This window comes from Pseudoduganella chitinolytica (assembly GCF_029028125.1).
GTDB classification, from domain to species: domain Bacteria; phylum Pseudomonadota; class Gammaproteobacteria; order Burkholderiales; family Burkholderiaceae_D; genus Rugamonas; species Rugamonas chitinolytica.
Map to the genome: position 1 here is coordinate 2,424,140 of NZ_CP119083.1, position 17,574 is coordinate 2,441,713.

20 protein-coding genes are annotated in these 17,574 nt (G+C 65.7%); 3 read left to right on the forward strand and 17 right to left on the reverse strand.

All coding sequences use genetic code 11. The features are described from left to right. Positions 1-9: 9 nt before the first annotated feature. The 6 genes from PX653_RS10605 to PX653_RS10630 form a co-directional block, all read right to left on the reverse strand. Positions 10-1,089 (reverse strand): sensor histidine kinase, encoded by a 1,080-nt coding sequence (locus PX653_RS10605; RefSeq protein WP_277417846.1) that lies wholly within the window; start codon positions 1,087-1,089, stop codon positions 10-12. Beyond that, positions 1,089-1,817 (reverse strand): LiaI-LiaF-like domain-containing protein, encoded by a 729-nt coding sequence (locus tag PX653_RS10610; protein WP_277417847.1) that lies wholly within the window; start codon positions 1,815-1,817, stop codon positions 1,089-1,091. The genes PX653_RS10605 and PX653_RS10610 overlap by 1 nt, the downstream gene beginning before the upstream one ends. Further along, positions 1,814-2,191, reverse strand: a complete 378-nt coding sequence (locus PX653_RS10615; RefSeq protein WP_277417848.1) for a LiaF transmembrane domain-containing protein — start codon at positions 2,189-2,191, stop codon at positions 1,814-1,816. The genes PX653_RS10610 and PX653_RS10615 overlap by 4 nt, the downstream gene beginning before the upstream one ends. Before the next feature lie 185 nt (positions 2,192-2,376). Continuing rightward, positions 2,377-2,544, reverse strand: coding sequence for a hypothetical protein (locus PX653_RS10620; protein WP_277417849.1), 168 nt, complete (start codon positions 2,542-2,544; stop codon positions 2,377-2,379). A gap of 16 nt (positions 2,545-2,560) precedes the next feature. Next, on the reverse strand, positions 2,561-2,722 hold the full coding sequence (locus tag PX653_RS10625; protein ID WP_277417850.1) for a hypothetical protein: 162 nt from the start codon (positions 2,720-2,722) through the stop codon (positions 2,561-2,563). Between the two features lie 256 nt (positions 2,723-2,978). Then, on the reverse strand, positions 2,979-3,872 hold the full coding sequence (locus tag PX653_RS10630; protein WP_277417851.1) for a LysR family transcriptional regulator: 894 nt from the start codon (positions 3,870-3,872) through the stop codon (positions 2,979-2,981). 324 nt (positions 3,873-4,196) lie between these two features. Here PX653_RS10630 and PX653_RS10635 point away from each other — a divergent pair, with 324 nt between their 5' ends. Then, positions 4,197-4,748: an FxDxF family PEP-CTERM protein gene (locus tag PX653_RS10635; RefSeq protein ID WP_277417852.1), complete on the forward strand. Its 552-nt coding sequence runs from the start codon at positions 4,197-4,199 to the stop codon at positions 4,746-4,748. A 482-nt stretch (positions 4,749-5,230) separates the two neighbouring features. Further along, positions 5,231-5,773, forward strand: a complete 543-nt coding sequence (locus tag PX653_RS10640; RefSeq protein WP_277417853.1) for an FxDxF family PEP-CTERM protein — start codon at positions 5,231-5,233, stop codon at positions 5,771-5,773. A gap of 135 nt (positions 5,774-5,908) precedes the next feature. Here PX653_RS10640 and PX653_RS10645 read toward each other — a convergent pair whose 3' ends face one another. The 11 genes from PX653_RS10645 to PX653_RS10695 all read right to left on the reverse strand — a co-directional run bounded on the left by PX653_RS10645 (position 5,909) and on the right by PX653_RS10695 (position 16,267). Beyond that, a complete protein-coding gene (locus PX653_RS10645; RefSeq protein WP_277417854.1) occupies positions 5,909-6,751 on the reverse strand; it encodes a formate dehydrogenase accessory sulfurtransferase FdhD in 843 nt (280 codons plus the stop codon). A gap of 22 nt (positions 6,752-6,773) precedes the next feature. After that, positions 6,774-7,130, reverse strand: a complete 357-nt coding sequence (locus tag PX653_RS10650) for a hypothetical protein (protein ID WP_277417855.1) — start codon at positions 7,128-7,130, stop codon at positions 6,774-6,776. A gap of 10 nt (positions 7,131-7,140) precedes the next feature. After that, entirely contained in the window at positions 7,141-8,298 is a 1,158-nt protein-coding gene (locus tag PX653_RS10655) for a formate dehydrogenase subunit gamma (RefSeq protein ID WP_277417856.1), read from the reverse strand. A gap of 14 nt (positions 8,299-8,312) precedes the next feature. Continuing rightward, positions 8,313-8,540 carry a hypothetical protein gene (locus PX653_RS10660; protein ID WP_277417857.1) on the reverse strand — a complete coding sequence of 76 codons (228 nt, stop codon included), beginning with the start codon at positions 8,538-8,540 and terminating at the stop codon, positions 8,313-8,315. After that, a complete protein-coding gene (gene fdh3B / locus PX653_RS10665) occupies positions 8,537-9,163 on the reverse strand; it encodes a formate dehydrogenase FDH3 subunit beta (RefSeq protein WP_277417858.1) in 627 nt (208 codons plus the stop codon). The genes PX653_RS10660 and fdh3B overlap by 4 nt, the downstream gene beginning before the upstream one ends. 8 nt (positions 9,164-9,171) lie before the next feature. Then, complete coding sequence (locus PX653_RS10670; protein WP_277417859.1) at positions 9,172-12,144, reverse strand: formate dehydrogenase subunit alpha; 2,973 nt, start codon at positions 12,142-12,144, stop codon at positions 9,172-9,174. Positions 12,145-12,162: 18 nt separating this feature from the next. Beyond that, positions 12,163-12,360, reverse strand: coding sequence for a hypothetical protein (locus tag PX653_RS10675; protein WP_277417860.1), 198 nt, complete (start codon positions 12,358-12,360; stop codon positions 12,163-12,165). 114 nt (positions 12,361-12,474) lie between these two features. Continuing rightward, positions 12,475-13,086, reverse strand: a complete 612-nt coding sequence (locus PX653_RS10680; protein WP_277417861.1) for a TorD/DmsD family molecular chaperone — start codon at positions 13,084-13,086, stop codon at positions 12,475-12,477. Further along, complete coding sequence (locus tag PX653_RS10685; protein WP_277417862.1) at positions 13,083-15,179, reverse strand: 4Fe-4S binding protein; 2,097 nt, start codon at positions 15,177-15,179, stop codon at positions 13,083-13,085. The genes PX653_RS10680 and PX653_RS10685 overlap by 4 nt, the downstream gene beginning before the upstream one ends. Next, positions 15,154-15,789, reverse strand: coding sequence for a DUF3306 domain-containing protein (locus PX653_RS10690; RefSeq protein WP_277417863.1), 636 nt, complete (start codon positions 15,787-15,789; stop codon positions 15,154-15,156). The genes PX653_RS10685 and PX653_RS10690 overlap by 26 nt, the downstream gene beginning before the upstream one ends. Further along, a complete protein-coding gene (locus PX653_RS10695; protein ID WP_277417864.1) occupies positions 15,779-16,267 on the reverse strand; it encodes a DUF3305 domain-containing protein in 489 nt (162 codons plus the stop codon). Before PX653_RS10695 ends, PX653_RS10690 begins: the two co-directional genes overlap by 11 nt. A 221-nt stretch (positions 16,268-16,488) precedes the next feature. On the opposite strand from PX653_RS10695, the gene PX653_RS10700 reads away from it, so the two are divergent. Then, the gene (locus tag PX653_RS10700; protein ID WP_371876472.1) at positions 16,489-17,550 is read left to right on the forward strand and encodes a type II asparaginase; all 1,062 of its coding nucleotides are present in this window, start codon (positions 16,489-16,491) and stop codon (positions 17,548-17,550) included. Positions 17,551-17,574: the final 24 nt, after the last annotated feature.

Sequence of the window (17,574 nt, forward strand, 5' to 3'; positions counted from 1 at the left end):
GCGGTCATGTCAGCTCTCCCTGGTTTGCGCGGGCAGCGCGATCTCGACGCTGAAGGTGCCGTCCTCGCGCTTCCATGCCAGCGTGGCCGCGTTCGGATAGGCGCACGCCAGGCGCTGGCGCACGTTGGCAAGGCCGATGCCGCCGGCACCGCCGCCCTGGCCTTCCGTGTCGACGGCATTGCTGACGGCGATACGCAGCCGCATGCCCGCCCCGCTGCCCTCGCGCCAGGCAGCCACCAGCAGCAACCCGCCTTCGGGCAACTGGCCGATGCCGTGCTTGACTGCGTTCTCCACCAGCGGCTGGATGATCATCGGCGGCACCAGGCATGCCAGGGCGCCCTTCTCCAGCGCCTCCTCCGTCACGAGGCGGGCACCAAAGCGCACCTTCTCGATGGCGAGGAAGTGCCGGACCAGCGTCATCTCCTGCTCCAGGGTCACCCGGTCCTGGTCCGCCAGCCCCAGGCTGTGCCGGCAGAAGCTGGCCAGCTGCAGTGTCATCTCGCGCGCCGCTGGCGGATCCTGCGATGTCAGCGCGCTGATGGAGTTGAGGCTGTTGAACAGGAAGTGCGGGTCGATCTGCGTGCGCAGCATGCGCAGTTCCGCTTCCTGCGCCGCCACCCGCGCCTCCAGGGCGCGCCGCTCCGCGCTGCGGGCCCGCCCCGCCTCGATGGCCAGGTAGTTGATCGCGGCCAGCAGGCCATACAGCAGCACCCCCAGGGCGAACAGCAGTGCCGACAGCTCGGTGCGGACCGTTATCCCCGCCCAAGGCACGCCCAGACCCCGGCACAACTCGTTCCACCCCAGCAGCACCGCCAGCCACATGAAGCCGGCCACGATCGCCGCCGCGGCCAGCATCACGATCAGCAGCGGTGCCGGGCGTGTCCCGAGCGGATTGGCGCGACACAGGTAGTAGGTGGAAAACCCGGCGGCGATGCCGTACACCGGCGTGGTCGGCAGGGCGAACAGCAGGCCGTTGATCAGGCGCGCCGGCGCCAGTGCGGCGCACACCGCGCCCAGCGCCATGCCCAGGCACACCCAGGCGACCACGTACAGCAGCGCGCCGCGCCGGTTCGACAGCGGTGCCTGCATCAGTTGCGCAGGTCCAGCCCGCCCATGATGGCGTAGCCGCGCACGACCAGGCGCTTGCCAGTGTCGCGCGGGCGCAGCGTCGAGTCTTCGAAGCCGCCCAGGATGGGCATGCCTTCCAGCTCCACCGTCCAATCGGTCGGCACCTTGATGTCGATGCCGCCCATCAGTGCGAACACGTGCAGCACGGCGACGCCGTCCAGCGACGCGTCGCGCAGGTCCAGGTCGCAGCCGGCCATCAGGACGGTGATCTCGCCGCCGCGGAAGTGCTGCGTGGCCATGCGGCGGCGGTGGGCGCCCAGCACGGCCGTCACGTTGACGATGTCCTCGGTCGCAGTGTCGCCGTCCTTGTCCAGGCGCACGCCGGCGCTGCCCGCCCGCCCCGCCAGGTGGCGCCGGCCGGCGGAGCGCACCACCAGCAGCGCGCCGCCGCCGATCATCAGCGCGGGACCCAGTACGTTCCAGCCGATGTGCAGCCACCCCAGCGCCCGCAGCAGCAACACCACGCCCGCCAGCACCAGGATGGCACCGGTCGCACTACCGCGCCCGGAGCGGGCCTGGGCGATCTTCAGCACACCGGCGCCGACCAGCACGACGGGCCAGAACTGCACGCCGATGTCCAGGTCCAGCCAGCCCAGGTTATCGAACAGGAACAGGAAGCCGATGACGATGACGGCCAGGCCGACCACGACCTGGGCGGCCATGTGCTGGCCGTTGGATTGCGTTTTCATGACTGCTCCTCCGCACGACGCGGGAAATAGCGGTTGGCCAGCGGCTGCAGCACCATGCCCAGCCCGGCGACGATGATCAGGAGAGGCCAGCTGTTGCTGAAGGTCAGCCCCCACCAGCCCTCCACGGTGATCCAGAACCACGCGCCGAACAGCACCTGCGACAGGCCGTCGACGAAGCGGCGGCCATCGGTGGGCGGCAGCATGTTGTTGACGCCGAACGCCACCAGGACCCAGGGCCAGTACAGCCACAGGCGCGCGACGGCCGTGTCGTCGTCGCGCTGCAGCAGGTAGGCGAGGCCGAACGCGATCAGCGTGAGCCCCCAGATCACCTGGCGGCGCTGGCGGTGCGAAGCATGGGATGCGGTGCAGTGCATGGTGCCCTCCGGCGTTGCGTGACGATGCGGCAACGATACGCCAGCGCCCGCCCGTCTCCAACCCCTTTTCGGCGGACGGCGGTCAGGCACCGGCGAGTGACGAGGGGGGCGGCGAACGGCGGCGGGCGCGTAAAAGCAAACAGCCCGCTCCAGTGGAGCGGGCTGTGTGGGGCAGCGGTGCGCGATCAGGCCTGGGCGGCCAGCGCCGGACGACCCTTCACTTCATTGCGGTACTTGGCGGCGGCAATGGCCTTCTTCTCGGCCTCCATGGCGAGGTTGAAGGCGCGCAGGCGCTTCTTTTCGTCCTTGCCGCGGTGCTGGGCGATGTCCTTGTTGCCGATACGTTTGGTCATGCTGTTCTCCTTCTGGTTAGAATCGGGGGTCGTATTTTTCATCGCACATGACGAGGCCCCAGCCCAGTTGCCGGCGGATCTCCTCCGGCGTGGGCGGCGGCTGCACGTCCTGCGTCCTGCGCTCCAGGTATTCGCGCACCATTTCCTTCGAAGGATGATTCGTTTGCGGCGTCGTCATGATGACCTCCTTGTGCAATCGTTGTAAGCCAGGGGCTCTGCCTCGAAGTACGTGGCGCTGTCTGGCCGAAAATTCTGGTGCCGGCGCTTGAGGCGACCGGCTTGCCTGCGGACGAGCGGCTTTGCTTCGCTTCTTATGATTCGTTGCATCGCGCATCAATCACGCAACTCCATCTTATGGTCGCGCAGGCCGGGCCTCCGTGCGCCAGCGAACAAAGTCATGTGGCGCTTCGGCTGGCGCGCATGTGGGACTGCACCTACGGGGGTGGTGGCAGCTTCTGTTGCAGGAAATCGAGGAAGCAGCCGATACGCTGCGCCAGCTGCGTATTGCGGTAATACACGGCGTGGATCTGCTGGCGGTAGCCGCTGTTGAATGCCGCCAGCACGGGCACCAGACGGCCGGTGGCGATGTCCGCCCCCGTCATGAAGTCGGCCAGGCAGGCGATGCCCTGGCCGGCCAGCGCGAGCTGGCGCAACGTCTCGCCACTCGATGCGGCCAGCGCGGGCACGACCTGCAGCGTGTTGCCCGCGGCATGGCGCAGCGGCCACAGGTTGCCCGGGTCGTACTGGACGAAACCGAGCAGCGTATGCGCCGCCAGCTCGCCCGGATCGGCCGGCGTGCCGTGGCGCGCCAGGTAGGTGGGGCTGGCAAGCACGTGCAGGGGGCTGGACGGCAGCGGGCGCGCATGCAACGTCGAATCGTGCAAGGCGCCGATGCGGATGGCGATGTCGGTACGGTGCTCGATCAGGTCCGCGATCCGGTCATTGCTGGTGAGCTCCAGGCGGATCTCTGGATACAGGGCACGAAATTCGGCCACGTGCGGCACGATGCAGTGCAACATGAACGGTGAGGCCGCGTCCACGCACAGGCGCCCGGCCGGCCGTTGGCGACGGATGCGGATGCTCTCCTCCACTTCTTCGATCGCCGCCAGGATGTGGCGCGCCTTGTCGAGGAACAGCTGGCCCTCCTCCGTCAACTCCATGCGCCGGGTGGTGCGCGTCAGCAGCGAGGTCTGCAGCTTGTCCTCCAGGCGCGACAGGGCGCGGCTGACGCCGGACGTGGTCTGTCCCAAATGGACGGCTGCTGCGCTGAGCGAACCGCTGTCGACGACGGCGACAAACGTTTTCAGGTCGTCGGAATGGATGTCCATCGGCGCATTATAGATGGGCTGGCGCGGCTGCCCGCACCGGGCGGGCGGCGGGCTCGCCGGCGCATGCTGGTGAAAAAGAAAAAAATATACTCCTTGACTTTAGCTGATCTTTTTCCGACGCCCCTGGACAGGAAGATCGGCGTGGCCTGCCGTGAACAAACACAATTCATTACTGAAGTATCAACCCGCCGGGCAGAGTTATATTGACAATGTTAGCAGTTGCGCAAACTTATATTTTCTGCAGTCTACAAAAGTATTGGGTGTGCAATCGCTGACGTCAAGCTACTACTTTCGTAACAACAAACGAATCAAGGGGTAATACAAATGAAGAAAGCGTTCTTTAGCAAGGTAGCCGGCTCCCTCCTGTTGTCCGCTGGTCTGCTCGCCTCCGGCGTTGCGGTCGCGGACGAAACCCTGACCTTCGACTCCGCGGGCAATGCAACGTTCGGCATCACGCACGACGCCATGGGCTCGTTCACGGACACGTTCCTGTTCTCCGTCGACCCAGCCACGCAGGCGTGGATCAGCGGTACTGCGGTCGTGGGCAAGACCTATATCGATGGCGCCCGCCTGGCCAACTACGGCATCACCGACATCACGTTCTTCGCCGACGTGGGTGGCGTGCGTACGAACCTGGAAACGTCCTTCACCACCGATGGCGGTATCGAGTTCTATCCGGTGGAAGGTCTCTCCGCAGGCAACTACGGCTTCACCGTCAGCGGCAACGTGCTGAACGGTGCAGCCGGTGGCTCGTACGCAGGTACCCTGAACGTGGCGGCACCTGTGCCTGAACCAGCTACCTATGCAATGCTCGGCGTCGGTATCGGCCTGCTGGCCTTTACGGCTCGCCGCAAGACCAATAACAAACTGGGCTGATCGAACGCGCGGTCCAGTTTCCAAAACCCGCTTCGGCGGGTTTTTTTTCGCCCGGACGCCACTCGACAGCGACGAGGGCGCACTACAGATGTAACTATTGGTGTATCGCTGCACGAGCGCGGCGCGCCCGGCGGGAGTTGAAATAGTACTTGCAAGAAATTTAACTTTTTTATTAGAAAAACGACGGTCCGCGCGGCAAGCATGATATCCCACTCCATATGAACAATAGGAAAGTCTGAGTTCCTTCTAGCAATCACAGGATGTTGCACAACGGAACTTTACTCCGCATTACAACAAAAACTTGCACCTGTATCAATACAAAATTGTAACAGGCGTCGCACTCTAGCATTGCTATGTTATGATTTCTTTAAGACGTCGGGCCACCAAGGGTAACCTTGTGTCACGATGGATATCCGGAATTTGCCCGAAGTTGAGCCAGATTCGAGTTTGACCAACCACCAACAACCAATAAGGTAATTCAGATGAAAAAAGCAATGTTCAGCAAGGTCGCCACTTCCCTCCTGCTGTCCGCCGGCCTGCTGGCCAGCGGCGTCGCCGCGGCAGACGAAGTCCTGACGTTCGATGCAGCCGGTAACGCCACCTTCGGCGTGACCCATGCAACGGCCGGCTCGTTCAACGACACCTTCCTGTTCTCCGTTTCCGAACTGGCAACCGCCAGCGGCACGGCAGTGACCGGCAAAACCAAGATCGACGCTGCCCGCCTGGCCAACTACGGCATCACCGACATCACCTTCTTCTCGGAAGTCGGCGGCGTGCGCACGAACCTGGCAACCACCTTCACGGCTGACGGCGCCATCGAGTTCTTCCCAGAAGCTGACCTGATCGCCGGCAACTACGGCTTCACCGTCAGCGGCAACACGCTGCTGAGCGGCAAAGGCGGTTCGTACGCTGGCACGCTGAACGTGTCGCCAGTACCTGAGCCAACCACCTACGCAATGCTGGGCCTGGGCCTGGGCATGCTGGCTTTCACGGCTCGCCGCAAAGCCAACAGCAAACTGGGCTGATCTTCAGCTGAGTTAGCTTCTTGAAACCCGCTTCGGCGGGTTTTTTTTTCGTCCGGCGTTGCCCATCCAGGCGACCCGGCGGCGCGAACCACGGATGGTGCCAGGCGCGTTTGCTGCCACGGATAGTAGCCGGGCTCAGGCGTAGCGCACGACGTCAGCGGTGCCTGGCTCATATACCAGCCGTTCCTGCCCCGTCAGCAACAGGAAATGCTTGCCCGTACAGCGCGATAGCAAGGTCATGCCGATGCGTTCGGCCACCATATGGCCCATCTGCGTGGTACCCGAGCGGGACAGCAGGAACGGGATGCCCATCTGGGCACCCTTGATGACCATTTCGGACGTCAACCGGCCCGTCGTATAGAACACCTTGTCGGCACCGGCGATACCCTCCAGCCACATCTGGCCGGCGATCGCGTCCACCGCATTGTGGCGGCCGACGTCCTCGACAAAACTGAGCATCTCGCCCGCTGCGGAGAACAGCGCGCAGCCGTGCACGGAACCGGCCTGCTTGTAGATCGATTGATGATTGCGCACTGCATCAATAATGCGGTACAGCGTGGATTGCGGCAGCCGCGCCGCGGTTGGCAGCACGATGCGGTCGACGTCGTCCATCAGGCCGCCGAACACGGAGCCCTGCCCGCACCCGGTCGTGACCACCTGCTTCGACGTGCGCTCGGCCAGGCCGGCGATGCCGTTCCTGGTCGTGACGGCGACAGCATCGACTTCCCAGTCCACCTGCACGGAGACGATGTCCTCCAGCGCCGTCACGAGGCGCTGGTTGCGCAGGTAGCCCAGGGTCAGCGCTTCGGGCGCGCCACCCAGCGTCATCAACGTGACCAGTTCGCGCTTGTCGACGTAGACGGTCAGCGGCCGCTCGGCGGGAATCGCGATGACGGACGCGCGGCCCCGCTCGTCGAGCACTTCGACTTCACGCGTCAGCACGGCGCTGGCGCTCGACAACTGGGGGCGGTACGACATCGCGACGGTTCCTTGGCTAGCGCTATTTCTTCGGTACGGCGGGGCCCGGCTGCACGGCGCCGGCGGCCGGCACCGGCTTCGAGTCGGCCACGCCGACCTGCGCCTGCGCCGCCACCTGGGCGACGTACGGGCCCGGATCGGTGCATGCCGGCACAGCCGTAGGTGTCACGGGCTTGCCGTCGGCCCTGTGTTTCGCATAATACGCGGCCACCCGGTCCTGGGCCTTGCACAATTGGAATGCCGCGACCTTGTCCGTCCATGCCGCCTTCTCCTTGGCGGCCGCGGCGGCGGCCTTCTGCTCGTCCGTCTGGGCCGGCAGTTTCGCCTGCGCCAGCGCGGCGGCGGCCAGCAGCAGCGCGGTGATTACACTACGTTTCATCGTTCTCTCCTCAAACAGTGCGGGGCGTGGCGGTGGTCGGCGGCGTCTCCTGCGAGCGCACGCGCGGCACGTCGCCCCGCACCACGTCGTCGTACCACAGGTCGTGGTGTTCCTTGGCCCACTGGTCGTCCACGTAGCCATCGCGCATGGCCCGATAGGCGCCCTGCATGCCCACCGTGCCCAGGTAGATGTGGCCCAGCGACGCGGCCATGACGAGCGATGCCGCCACCAGGTGCACGACGTTCGACAGCTGCATCAGCTGGCGCGTGTAGTCCAGGCCCGGCACGATCTTGTCCAGCACGAAGCCCGATGCCGTCACCAGCACGCCCATCGCCAGCACGCCGCCCCAGAACCAGATCTTCTCGCCGCCGTTGAAGCGGCCCGCGTGCGGATGCTTGCCGCCGATGGCACCGCCCAGCGACAGCAGCCACTTGACGTCCGCCTTCGCCGGCAGGTTATCGCGCGCGAACTTGACGATCATGCACACGAGCGAGACAGCGAACAGCGGGCCGACGAAGTTGTGCACGGTCTTCAGCGCATAGGTCAGCCAGCCGAACAGGCCATGGCCGATCAGCGGCATCAGCACGAACTTCCCGAACGCCATCGTCAGGCCCGACAGCATCAGGATGACGAACGTGATCGCGACCGACCAGTGGATCAGTCGTTCACCGGGCGTGAAGCGCTCGATCAGGCGGCCCGTCAACGGACCCTTGATCTTCAACGGTCCGGCGACGAAGTACAGCGCCGTGCAGGCGGCGATCGCGGCCAGGAACAGCCAGCCACCCACGTGCAGCAGCGGGCCGTTGCGGAAGCGGCGCCAGGCCTCGCCCGCCGAGACGGGGTGCGCCTGGCCCGGATACTGGACCTTCTGCTGGATCAGCACCCCGGCTTCGCGGTAAGGCAGGCTGGAATAATGCTCCGTGCCCGCGTTCACCGCGCGCCACACGGGCGCCGCATTACCCGGCTGCGCGCGCGTGCGCTCGGCCTGGTCCTGCTTCAGGATGTCGACCGACTGCACCTGCGGTGCAGCCGCAGAGGCAGGCGCAGGCGCGGGCACCGGTGTGGACGCAGGCGCAGCCTGATTGGCGCCGGCCTCAGGCTGCGCCAGCGCGCTGCCGGTACCCAGCGTGGCGCAGCACAGCGCCAGCATGGCTAGCCATCGTTGCATGGTTGCCTCCCTGTTCACCGGGTGATCCGGTTGTACTCGTTCTGCAGCTGGCCGCGGTGGCGGATCTGCTGCTGCCACGACGAGCTGCTGCCCGCTTCCCAGCCCTTGGCGGCAAGGGTGCCGTGGGCGCCCGTGTAGGCCGCACGGTCGCCACGATCCACGCCGGCGCCCTGCTTGGACTGGTCCAGTTCACCGCAGGCCGCCAGCAGCAGCGCCGCCGTCACGATGACCAGGCGCCTCATTTGGCCAGCTCCTGCGGCACGGAGTCCTGCTGCGCCTTGTTGCCGTAGGCGGTGCCCCAGCCCCACACTTCGCTGCCCTTGCCGCGCGTGATGACGCGGGTGCGGAAGATGTCGGCCACGACGTCGCCGTCGCCGCCCAGTAGGGCCTTGGTCGAGCACATCTCGGCGCAGGCCGGCAGCTTGCCTTCGGACAGGCGGTTGCGGCCATACTTCTCGAACTCTTCCTGCGAGCCGTTTTCCTCGGGACCGCCGGCGCAGAACGTGCACTTGTCCATCTTGCCGCGCAGGCCGAAGGTGCCGTTCGACGGGAACTGCGGCGCGCCGAACGGGCAGGCGTACGAGCAGTAGCCGCAGCCGATACAGGCGTCCTTGTTGTGCAGCACGACGCCTTCGTCGGTGCGGTAGAAGCAGTCCACCGGGCAGACGGCCATGCAGGGCGCGTCGGAGCAGTGCATGCACGCCACCGACACGGATTTCTCCTGGCCGATGATGCCGTCGTTGATCGTCACCACGCGGCGACGGTTCACGCCCCAGGGTACTTCGTGTTCGTTCTTGCACGCCGTGGCGCAGCTGTTACATTCGATGCAGCGCTCGGTGTCGCAAATAAATTTCATGCGTGCCATGTCGGTCCTCAGGCGGTAAATTTCTCGATGTTGCAGATGGTGGTCTTCGTTTCCTGCATCATGGTGACGGCGTCATAGCCGTACGTGGTGGCCGTGTTGACAGCCTCGCCACGCACCACGGGTGCGGCCCCTTCCGGGTAGAACTCGAGCATGTCCTTGCCCTGCCACCAGCCGGAGAAGTGGAACGGAATCCACGCCGTGTCGGCGGCCACGCGCTGCGTGACGAGGGCGCGCACCTTGATGCGCGCGCCGGTTGGCGTGGAGACGATCACGTACTCGCCGTTGCGGATGCCGCGTGCGGATGCCGCCTGCGGATTGATCTCGACGAAGTTCTCCTGCTGCAGTTCGGCCAGCCACGGGTTCGAGCGGGTCTCCTCGCCACCGCCTTCGTACTCGACCAGGCGGCCGGACGACAGGATGATGGGGAACTTCTCCGCCAGGCCCGCTTCGACGTTCTTCTGCTGCAGCGTCTTGTACAGCGTCGGCAGGCGCCAGAACGCCTTCTTGTCGTCGTGCGTCGGATACTTCGCGATCAGGTCCGGGCGCGTGCCGAAGATCGGCTCGCGGTGCAGCGGCACCGGATCGGGGAAGTTCCAGACGACGGCGCGCGCCTTGGCGTTTCCGTACGGGTGCACGCCGTGCACCTTCATGCAGACGCGCTGGATGCCGCCGGACAGGTCGGTCTTCCAGTTCTTGCCCTCGGCCGCTTTCTTCTCGTCCTCGGTCAGGTCGTCCCACCAGCCCAGCTTTTTCAGCAGCACGTGGTCGAACTCCGGATAGCCCGTCGTGATGTCCGCGCCCACCGAATGCGAGCCGTCTTCGGCCAGCAGGTTGGCGCCATCCTTCTCCACGCCGAAGTTGGCGCGGAAGTTGCCGCCGCCATCCATCACGTGCAGGCTGTTGTCGTACAGGTTGGCCGTGCCCGGGTGCTTCATCTCCGGGGTGCCGAAGCATGGCCACGGCAGGCCGAAATAATCGCCCGTCAGGTCGTAGCCGGTTTCCTCGTCGCGCCCTTCCTTGCAGCGCAGCGTCTTGACGTCGAACTTGTGCATATTGCGCATGTGCGCCTTCAGGCGTTCCGGCGTCTGGCCCGTGTAGCCGATCGTCCACGTACCACGGTTGATCTCGCGCAGCATCGATTCCGGTTCCGGTTCCAGCATGCCGCCCTTGCCCGGCACCAGCTTGATCTTGGCGACCAGCTCCTTGGCGAAGCCCAGCTTTTCGGCCAGCTGGTACATGATCATGTGGTCGGTGCGCGATTCGAACAGCGGCTCGATGACCTTCTCGCGCCACTGGATCGAGCGGTTCGACGCCGTGACGGAACCGGACGTCTCGAACTGCGTGGCGGCCGGCAGCAGGTACACGGCGCGGTTCGGGTTGAGCTCCTGGCCGTCCACCGTCATCGCGGCCATCGCCGCGGTGGCCGACGGATACGGGTCGATGACGACGAGCGTATCGAGCTTATCGAGCGCCTTCTTCATTTCCAGGCCGCGCGTCTGCGAATTCGGCGCATGGCCCCAGAACACCATCGCCCGGACGTTGTTGTCCTGGTCGATCAGCTCGTTTTTCTCCAGCACGGCGTCGACCCAGCGCGACACGGTGGTGCCGGACTTCTCCATCATCGCCTGCGAGGCGAAGCGGCCCTTGACCCACTCGTAGTCCACGCCCCACACGGTGCACCAGTGCTTCCACGCGCCCGTGGCCAGGCCGTAGTAGCCGGGCAGCGAGTCCGGATTCGGGCCCACGTCGGTGGCGCCCTGCACGTTGTCGTGGCCACGGAAGATGTTGGTGCCGCCGCCGGACTTGCCGACGTTGCCCAGCGCGAGCTGCAGGATGCAGGAGGCGCGCACGATGGCGTTGCCGATCGAGTGCTGCGTCTGGCCCATGCACCACACCACCGACGACGGCTTGTTCAGCGCCATCGTCTGCGCGGCCTTGAACACTTCCGCTTCCGGCACGCCGCAGGCTTCCTCGACCTTCTCGGGCGTCCATTTCATGACTTCCTCGCGCACGGCTTCCATGCCGTACACGCGGTCGTGGATGTATTCCTTGTCTTCCCAGCCGTTCTTGAAGATGTGATACAGCATGCCGTACAGGTACGGGATGTCGGAGCCGGAACGGATGCGCACGTACTGGTCGGCTTTCGCCGCGGTACGGGTGAAGCGCGGGTCGACGACGATCATCTTGCAGCCGTTTTCCTTGGCATGCATCATGTGCACCATCGACACAGGGTGCGCCTCGGCCGCGTTGGAACCGATGTACATGACGGCCTTGGAAAACGACATGTCGTTATAGCTGTTCGTCATGGCGCCGTAGCCCCACGTGTTGGCCACGCCGGCCACGGTGGTGGAGTGGCAGATGCGGGCCTGGTGGTCGCAGTTGTTGGTGCCGAAGAACGAGACGAACTTGCGCAGCAGCTGGGCCTGTTCGTTGTTGTGCTTCGACGAGCCGACAAAGAACACGGAGTCCGGCCCGCTGTCCTTGCGGATCGCCAGCAGGCGCTGCGAAATCTCTTCCAGCGCGACATCCCAGCTGATGCGCTGGTACTTGCCGCCCACGAGCTTCATCGGATACTTCAGGCGGTGCTCGCCGTGACCGTGCTCGCGCAACGCGGCGCCCTTGGCGCAGTGCCCGCCCAGGTTGATGGGCGAATCGAACACGGGCTCCTGGCGCACCCACACGCCGTTCTCGACGACGGCGTCCACCGCACAGCCCACCGAGCAGTGGCTGCACACGGTGCGGCGCACCTCGCGCTTCAGGCCCGAGGCTTCGGCCGGCTTGTCGGCGGCTTGCGCCTTCTTCACGAGCTGCCATTGGGAGGCGGCGATGCCAACGCCGACGCCGATGCCGGAGCGCTTCAGGAACGCGCGGCGGTCCATCGTCGGCAGCGCACGCGACAGGCTTTCCGACAGGCCGGCGGCAAAGCGGCCGGCGCGCGTGACCTGGCGGCTGCCGTCGCTGTTTTTACGAGTCAATAACATAATGGTCCTTTCCCCGCGTCAGATCTTGGCGGTGCGGTAGTACTTCTTGATGTGTTCCGACAGGTGATAGCCGGGGCCCGTGGGCTCTTGCGCCGCCGGTTCGACAGCGGCCGGCTCCACCGGTTTGCCGGCCAGCTTGACGGCAACGCCAGCGGCGGCAACGGCGCCAAGGCCGGCAAAAAACGACCTGCGCGTGGGTTTGGATTGGGTAGACAAGCGGGTCTCCTCAGACTGATTTGATAACACTTATTGCCTATTGGCACTAAACAACATTCTCACACATTTTCGAGACCCTGGGTGACCGGCACCGTGGGTTCGGCGGGACTTCCGTCAACTCATGTCGAACGCCTGCATCTCGACGGCAAAGAACGCCGCCGCCACGCCCGCCACATGACGGTAGAAGCCGGCGGCGGGATGCGCGACGATCGCGTCGCACAGCTGCTGCACCCACGGCTGCATCTGGCCGCCAAAGAAGTCCTTTTGCGTCGCGATGCCGGCATGCAGGACATCGTCCGACATGATCAGCACGCGCATCACGTCGCACAGCGCGGCGATGTGGTCTTCGCTCTCCGGCATGTCCGCGCTGCGCTCGAGGCCCAGCCGGACCAGTTCCGCACGCAGCAGCGCCAGCGGCTTCTCCATCAGGAAGCCGGACATGTAGTACGAGCCATACAGGAACACCTCGGGCTTGCCCGTGCTGACGAACAGGGTGTCGTATTCGTCGCGCACGGCCGCCGCGTCCGCGCTGGCGCAGGCACCTTGCAGCGCGCGCCAGGCTTCGGGCAGCTCTCCTTCCCCATCCGCCGGCGCAGCGGCAATGGCCGCCAGCAGGTCGGGCGTGGGCGCCTGGTAGAACAGCATCGACAACAGGCCGTACAGCTCCGCGCGCGCGCCCTCCTCGCCGTTGTCCGGGGTCTCGAACCGCATCGGTGTTTCGTTCATCGCTTCACCTCGAAAATCGATACTTCCTTGGCCGGCTGCATCATGTCGATGACGCGGCAGTCGGAACACATGCGCAGGCGGTCCAGGTTGGCCGCAAAGGCGCTGTGCGAGGACAGCTTTGCCACCATGTTCTCCACCATGGACAGCGTGCCGAACGGCTTCTCGCAGCGGATGCAGTGGTACGGCTTCGCTTCGTTCAGGACGCGCGGCTGTTTTGCCTCGGGCGCCAGCAGCAGGCGTGGCACCAGTGCGATGGCCTGCTCCGGGCAGGTGGTCTCGCACAGGCCGCACTGGACGCAGTTCGCTTCCGTGAAGCGCAGCTGCGGCGCGTTCGGGTTGTCCGCCAGCGCCGAGGCCGGGCACGCGCCCACGCAGGCCATGCACAGCGTGCAGGCGTCCGTCTTGACGTTGACCGCGCCGAACGGGCTGCCGGACGGCAGCGCGATCTCGCGTTGCGGCGCCGGCGCGTGCTTCGCCAGGTGGTCGATGGCAAATTCCAGCGTGGTGCGCTTGTCGCCACCCTTGCCGCCGCCGATGGCGAACGTGGCCGCCACGGCGGGCACCTGGCCCGCCTCGATGCGGCGCAGCGCCGTGTCCAGGGTGGCCGCGTCGCCGGCCTGCACCACCTGCACGTGATCGGCGCCGTAGCCGAGGCCCGACAGGATGGTGCGGGCGATCTCCACCTGCTGCGCCAGCGCCGCCGCGTACTGCGGTGCTTCCGCGCCGGTAGCGAGGATCATCACGTTGGCCGCGCCATAGGCGATGGCGGACAGCCACACGTCGATGCCGACGGAGGCAATGTGGTGCAGCGGCAGCGGCAGCATGCGGGCCGGCACGCCGCGCAGCTTGCCCGCACCGGCCGCACGCCCAAGCGCATCGACCAGCGCGGCACCCTCTTCCTGCGCATGCAGCAGCAGCGCGGGGCGCTTGCCGCCGGCCTTGGCATACGTCGTCAGCAGCGTGCGGATGCGCGCGCCCTGGTCCGCCACGCGCGGGTAGGCATAGGACAGCGCGCCGGTCGGGCACACGGTGGCGCAGGCGCCGCAGCCCACGCACAGGTTCGGGTTGACGTGGATCTTGTCGCCCGCGTGGCTGACCGCCGCGGCGGAGCATACTTCCACGCATGCGTTACAGCCCACCTTCTTGTTGCGGCCGTGCGCGCAGATGCTGTCCTTGTACTGGAAGAATTTCGGTTTGCCGAACGTGCCCGTCATGGTGGCCAGCTGCATGGCCTGTTCGGCCGCCTTCTCGTCCGACGCGCCGGGCGCGAAGTAGCCCTGCGGCGGCTGGTGCAGCGTCACCAGCGGCTGCAAGTGCAGGTCGAACACGAGGTCGAACGCGCCGCTGCGGGCCGTGTCGGCACGATGGAAATCGATGGCACCGATGGCGCCGCAGGCTTTCACGCAATCGCCATGCGACGAGCAGGCGTCCAGGTTGACCTGGTAATCCAGGCCGATGGCCCCTTCCGGGCACGCCTTGACGCAGGCGTTGCAGCGCGTGCACAGGTCCAGGTCGATGGGATTGGCCTGGCGCCACGTCACGTCGAACTTGCCCAGCCAGCCCTTGACGGCGACGTCTGTGCCGGCAAACGTGGGCCAGTCCTGGCCGCCGGCCAGCATGGCGCCGTCCGTATCGGTCAGCAGCACGGACACTTCCAGCTGGCCCTGCAGGCGCCTGGCCCACGGCAGCACGCGCGCGGCCGGACCGGTAATGAGCACGCGGCCTTCCGAGTGGTACTCCACTTCCGGCACCGGCTCCGGGTCCGGCAGGCGCGCCATCGCCAGCAGGGCCGCCATCTTTGGCGTGGCCTGCGCGGCGTCCTGCCCCCAGCCACCGGTCTCGCGCAGGTTGACGAAGCGCAGCGGCGCCACGGTCCCCTTCTGCTGCGCCAGTTCCGCGAACAGGGGCTGCTCCTGCGTGCAGCCGACGACGATCTTGTCGCCGCCGTCCAGCGTGTTCAGGTAATCGCCCACTTCGCGGCGGCACAGTTGCGAGGCGACGGGCAAGGTACCCGCGTCGAGGGCGGCGCCCAGCGCCGCGCCGTCGACGGGCATCGTGCGGTTGCAGTTACATACTTTGATTCGGGTGTTCATGGTCTTCCTGGCGTTCGGCTGGGTCGAGATGCGATGGCGCCGCGCTGTCGTCCGCTGCGGCGTTGGCGGTGGGAGCTTCCTGCTCGGGGGAGTCGTCGGACTCGGGCTGCGGTTCGGCCTGCATTTTCGGCAGCATCGTGGGCGCCAGCTCTGGCGGCGCGGCGTCGGCGACGACGCTTTCCACGTCCCGTTCCGCCGCCGTCAGCAGGCCACGCTTGGCGCGCTCGCGTGCCAGCGTGCCCAGCGGATCGAGCAGGTCCTTCGCATGGTTCATCGCCAGCAGCATCGCGGCCGGGATGGGGTCCGATTTCGAATAGTCGTCGATATAGATGTCCAGCCCGTCCATCACGTTGAACTGCGGATCGGCGAACAGCTTCTTCATGGCCGCGCGGCGCACGCCCTCGTCCACGCCGCGCGCGACGAACGGGCGAAAGTCGCCGTCCTGCTGCAATTGCGCGACCTGCTCGAGCGTCGGGACCGGTGCAGGTTCGGCTATGACAGCGCTATCAACAGGCGCCGCGGTCGCCAGCTCGGGCACTGCGACAGGCGCCGCTTCGGCGGCTTCGACCTTGCGGCGCGACCAGCGCGCGAAGAACGTTTCAGCCGCCATGGCGCGCCCGTTCGGCCCGGGCCATCTGCTCGACCCCGGCGCCGCCCTCGAAGGACGGCTTGCGGCGCTTGCGTTTCGGCTCAGGGCGATAGTACGTCGCGACGAACTCGCGCAGGCGCTCGGCGATCAGCGCGGGGGCCGGCACGGTATCGACCTGCTCGCCGCCGTCCATCAGGCGCGCCGCCTCGTTGTACGAAAGGGTGACGGAGCGTGGCACGGCCACCTCGGCACCGTCGATCTCCTCCATGCGCCACATGACGAACCAGCAGGGCGCGTCCGTATCGACGTTGAGGAAATAGCCTTCCGCCTCGTCGCTGTACAGGCGCAGCTCGAAACCGGGGAACAGCCAGCGCAGGTCGGCCGGGTCGTCGCGCAGGCAGCGCGGCCCGGCGTCCGCCGGCAGGGCGGGAGCGATCAGCACCTCCAGCGGCTGCCACTGGTAGGGCTGCCAGCGGCTCGCCAGCGGCTTGCGGTGCATGACAACTGCGAGGTTCAGAACGTCGGTTTCCAAAATTACACCAGTCTCATTATGCCTGTTGGCAACGAAAGTTTATCGATCAGTCCGCCAATATGCCTGAAACCGCTGAGCATTTCCATCAGTAAAAACCCGCAAGTTGCACTCGTACACCACCTTGTCTCTGTTATAAGATGCGGGTATTACAACGTTCCTGATAAGGAGAGCATATGAAGAGCACAACGATGCCACGCTGGCTGGTGGCCACTTTCTGCCTGTTGACGGCACTCACGAGCGCCCAGGCGCAGACGGCCAAGCTGCCGAACGTCACCGTGCTGGCCACGGGCGGCACGATCGCGGGGACAGGGGCCACGAGCACGACGACCGTCGGCTACACGGCCGCCACCGTCGGCGTACAGCAGCTCATCAACGCCGTGCCCGAACTGGCCAAGATCGCCAACGTCAAGGGCGAGCAGGTGTTCCAGATCGCCAGCGAAAGCATGACGAACGAGCACTGGCTGACCTTGGGCAAGCGCGTCAACGCGCTGCTGGCGCAAAACGACGTGGATGGCATCGTGATTACCCACGGCACCGATACGATGGAAGAAACGGCGTATTTCCTGGACCTGGTCGTGAAAAGCCGGAAGCCGGTTGTCCTGGTCGGCGCAATGCGCCCCTCGACGGCATTGTCCGCCGACGGCCCGATCAACCTGTATAACGCCGTGTCGATCGCCGGCAGCCAGGAAGCCGTCGGCAAAGGCGTCATCATCGCGCTGAACGACCAGATCCATGCGGCGCGCGATGTTTCCAAGACCAATACCTCGACACCGGACAGTTTCAAAACGACGGAACTGGGCCTGCTCGGTTATATCCAGGGCGGCAAGCCGTTCTTTTATCGCACCTCCACGCGCAAGCATACGGCCGACTCGGAATTCGATATCGCCGGCCTGACGGCACTGCCGCAAGTGGACATCGTCTACGGTTATGCCAACATGAATACGGTAGCGCTCGATGCCTTTATCGCCGCCGGCGCCAAAGGGATTATCCACGCCGGTGTCGGCGATGGTTCGATTGCGGCCCGCGTAAAACCCGGCCTGGTCGCGGCCCGCAAGAAAGGCGCGATTATCGTGCGTGCCAGCCGCGTCGGCCAGGGCATCCTGGCACGTAATGGCGAAGCAAACGACGACGAACTGGATTTCGTCGCGGCCGATACGCTGAGCCCGCAAAAAGCCCGCATCCTGCTGATGCTGGCGCTGACCAAGACCAACAGCACGCGCGATATCCAGCGCATGTTCTACACGTACTAAGCAGTATTAATGGCAGAGTCCGTG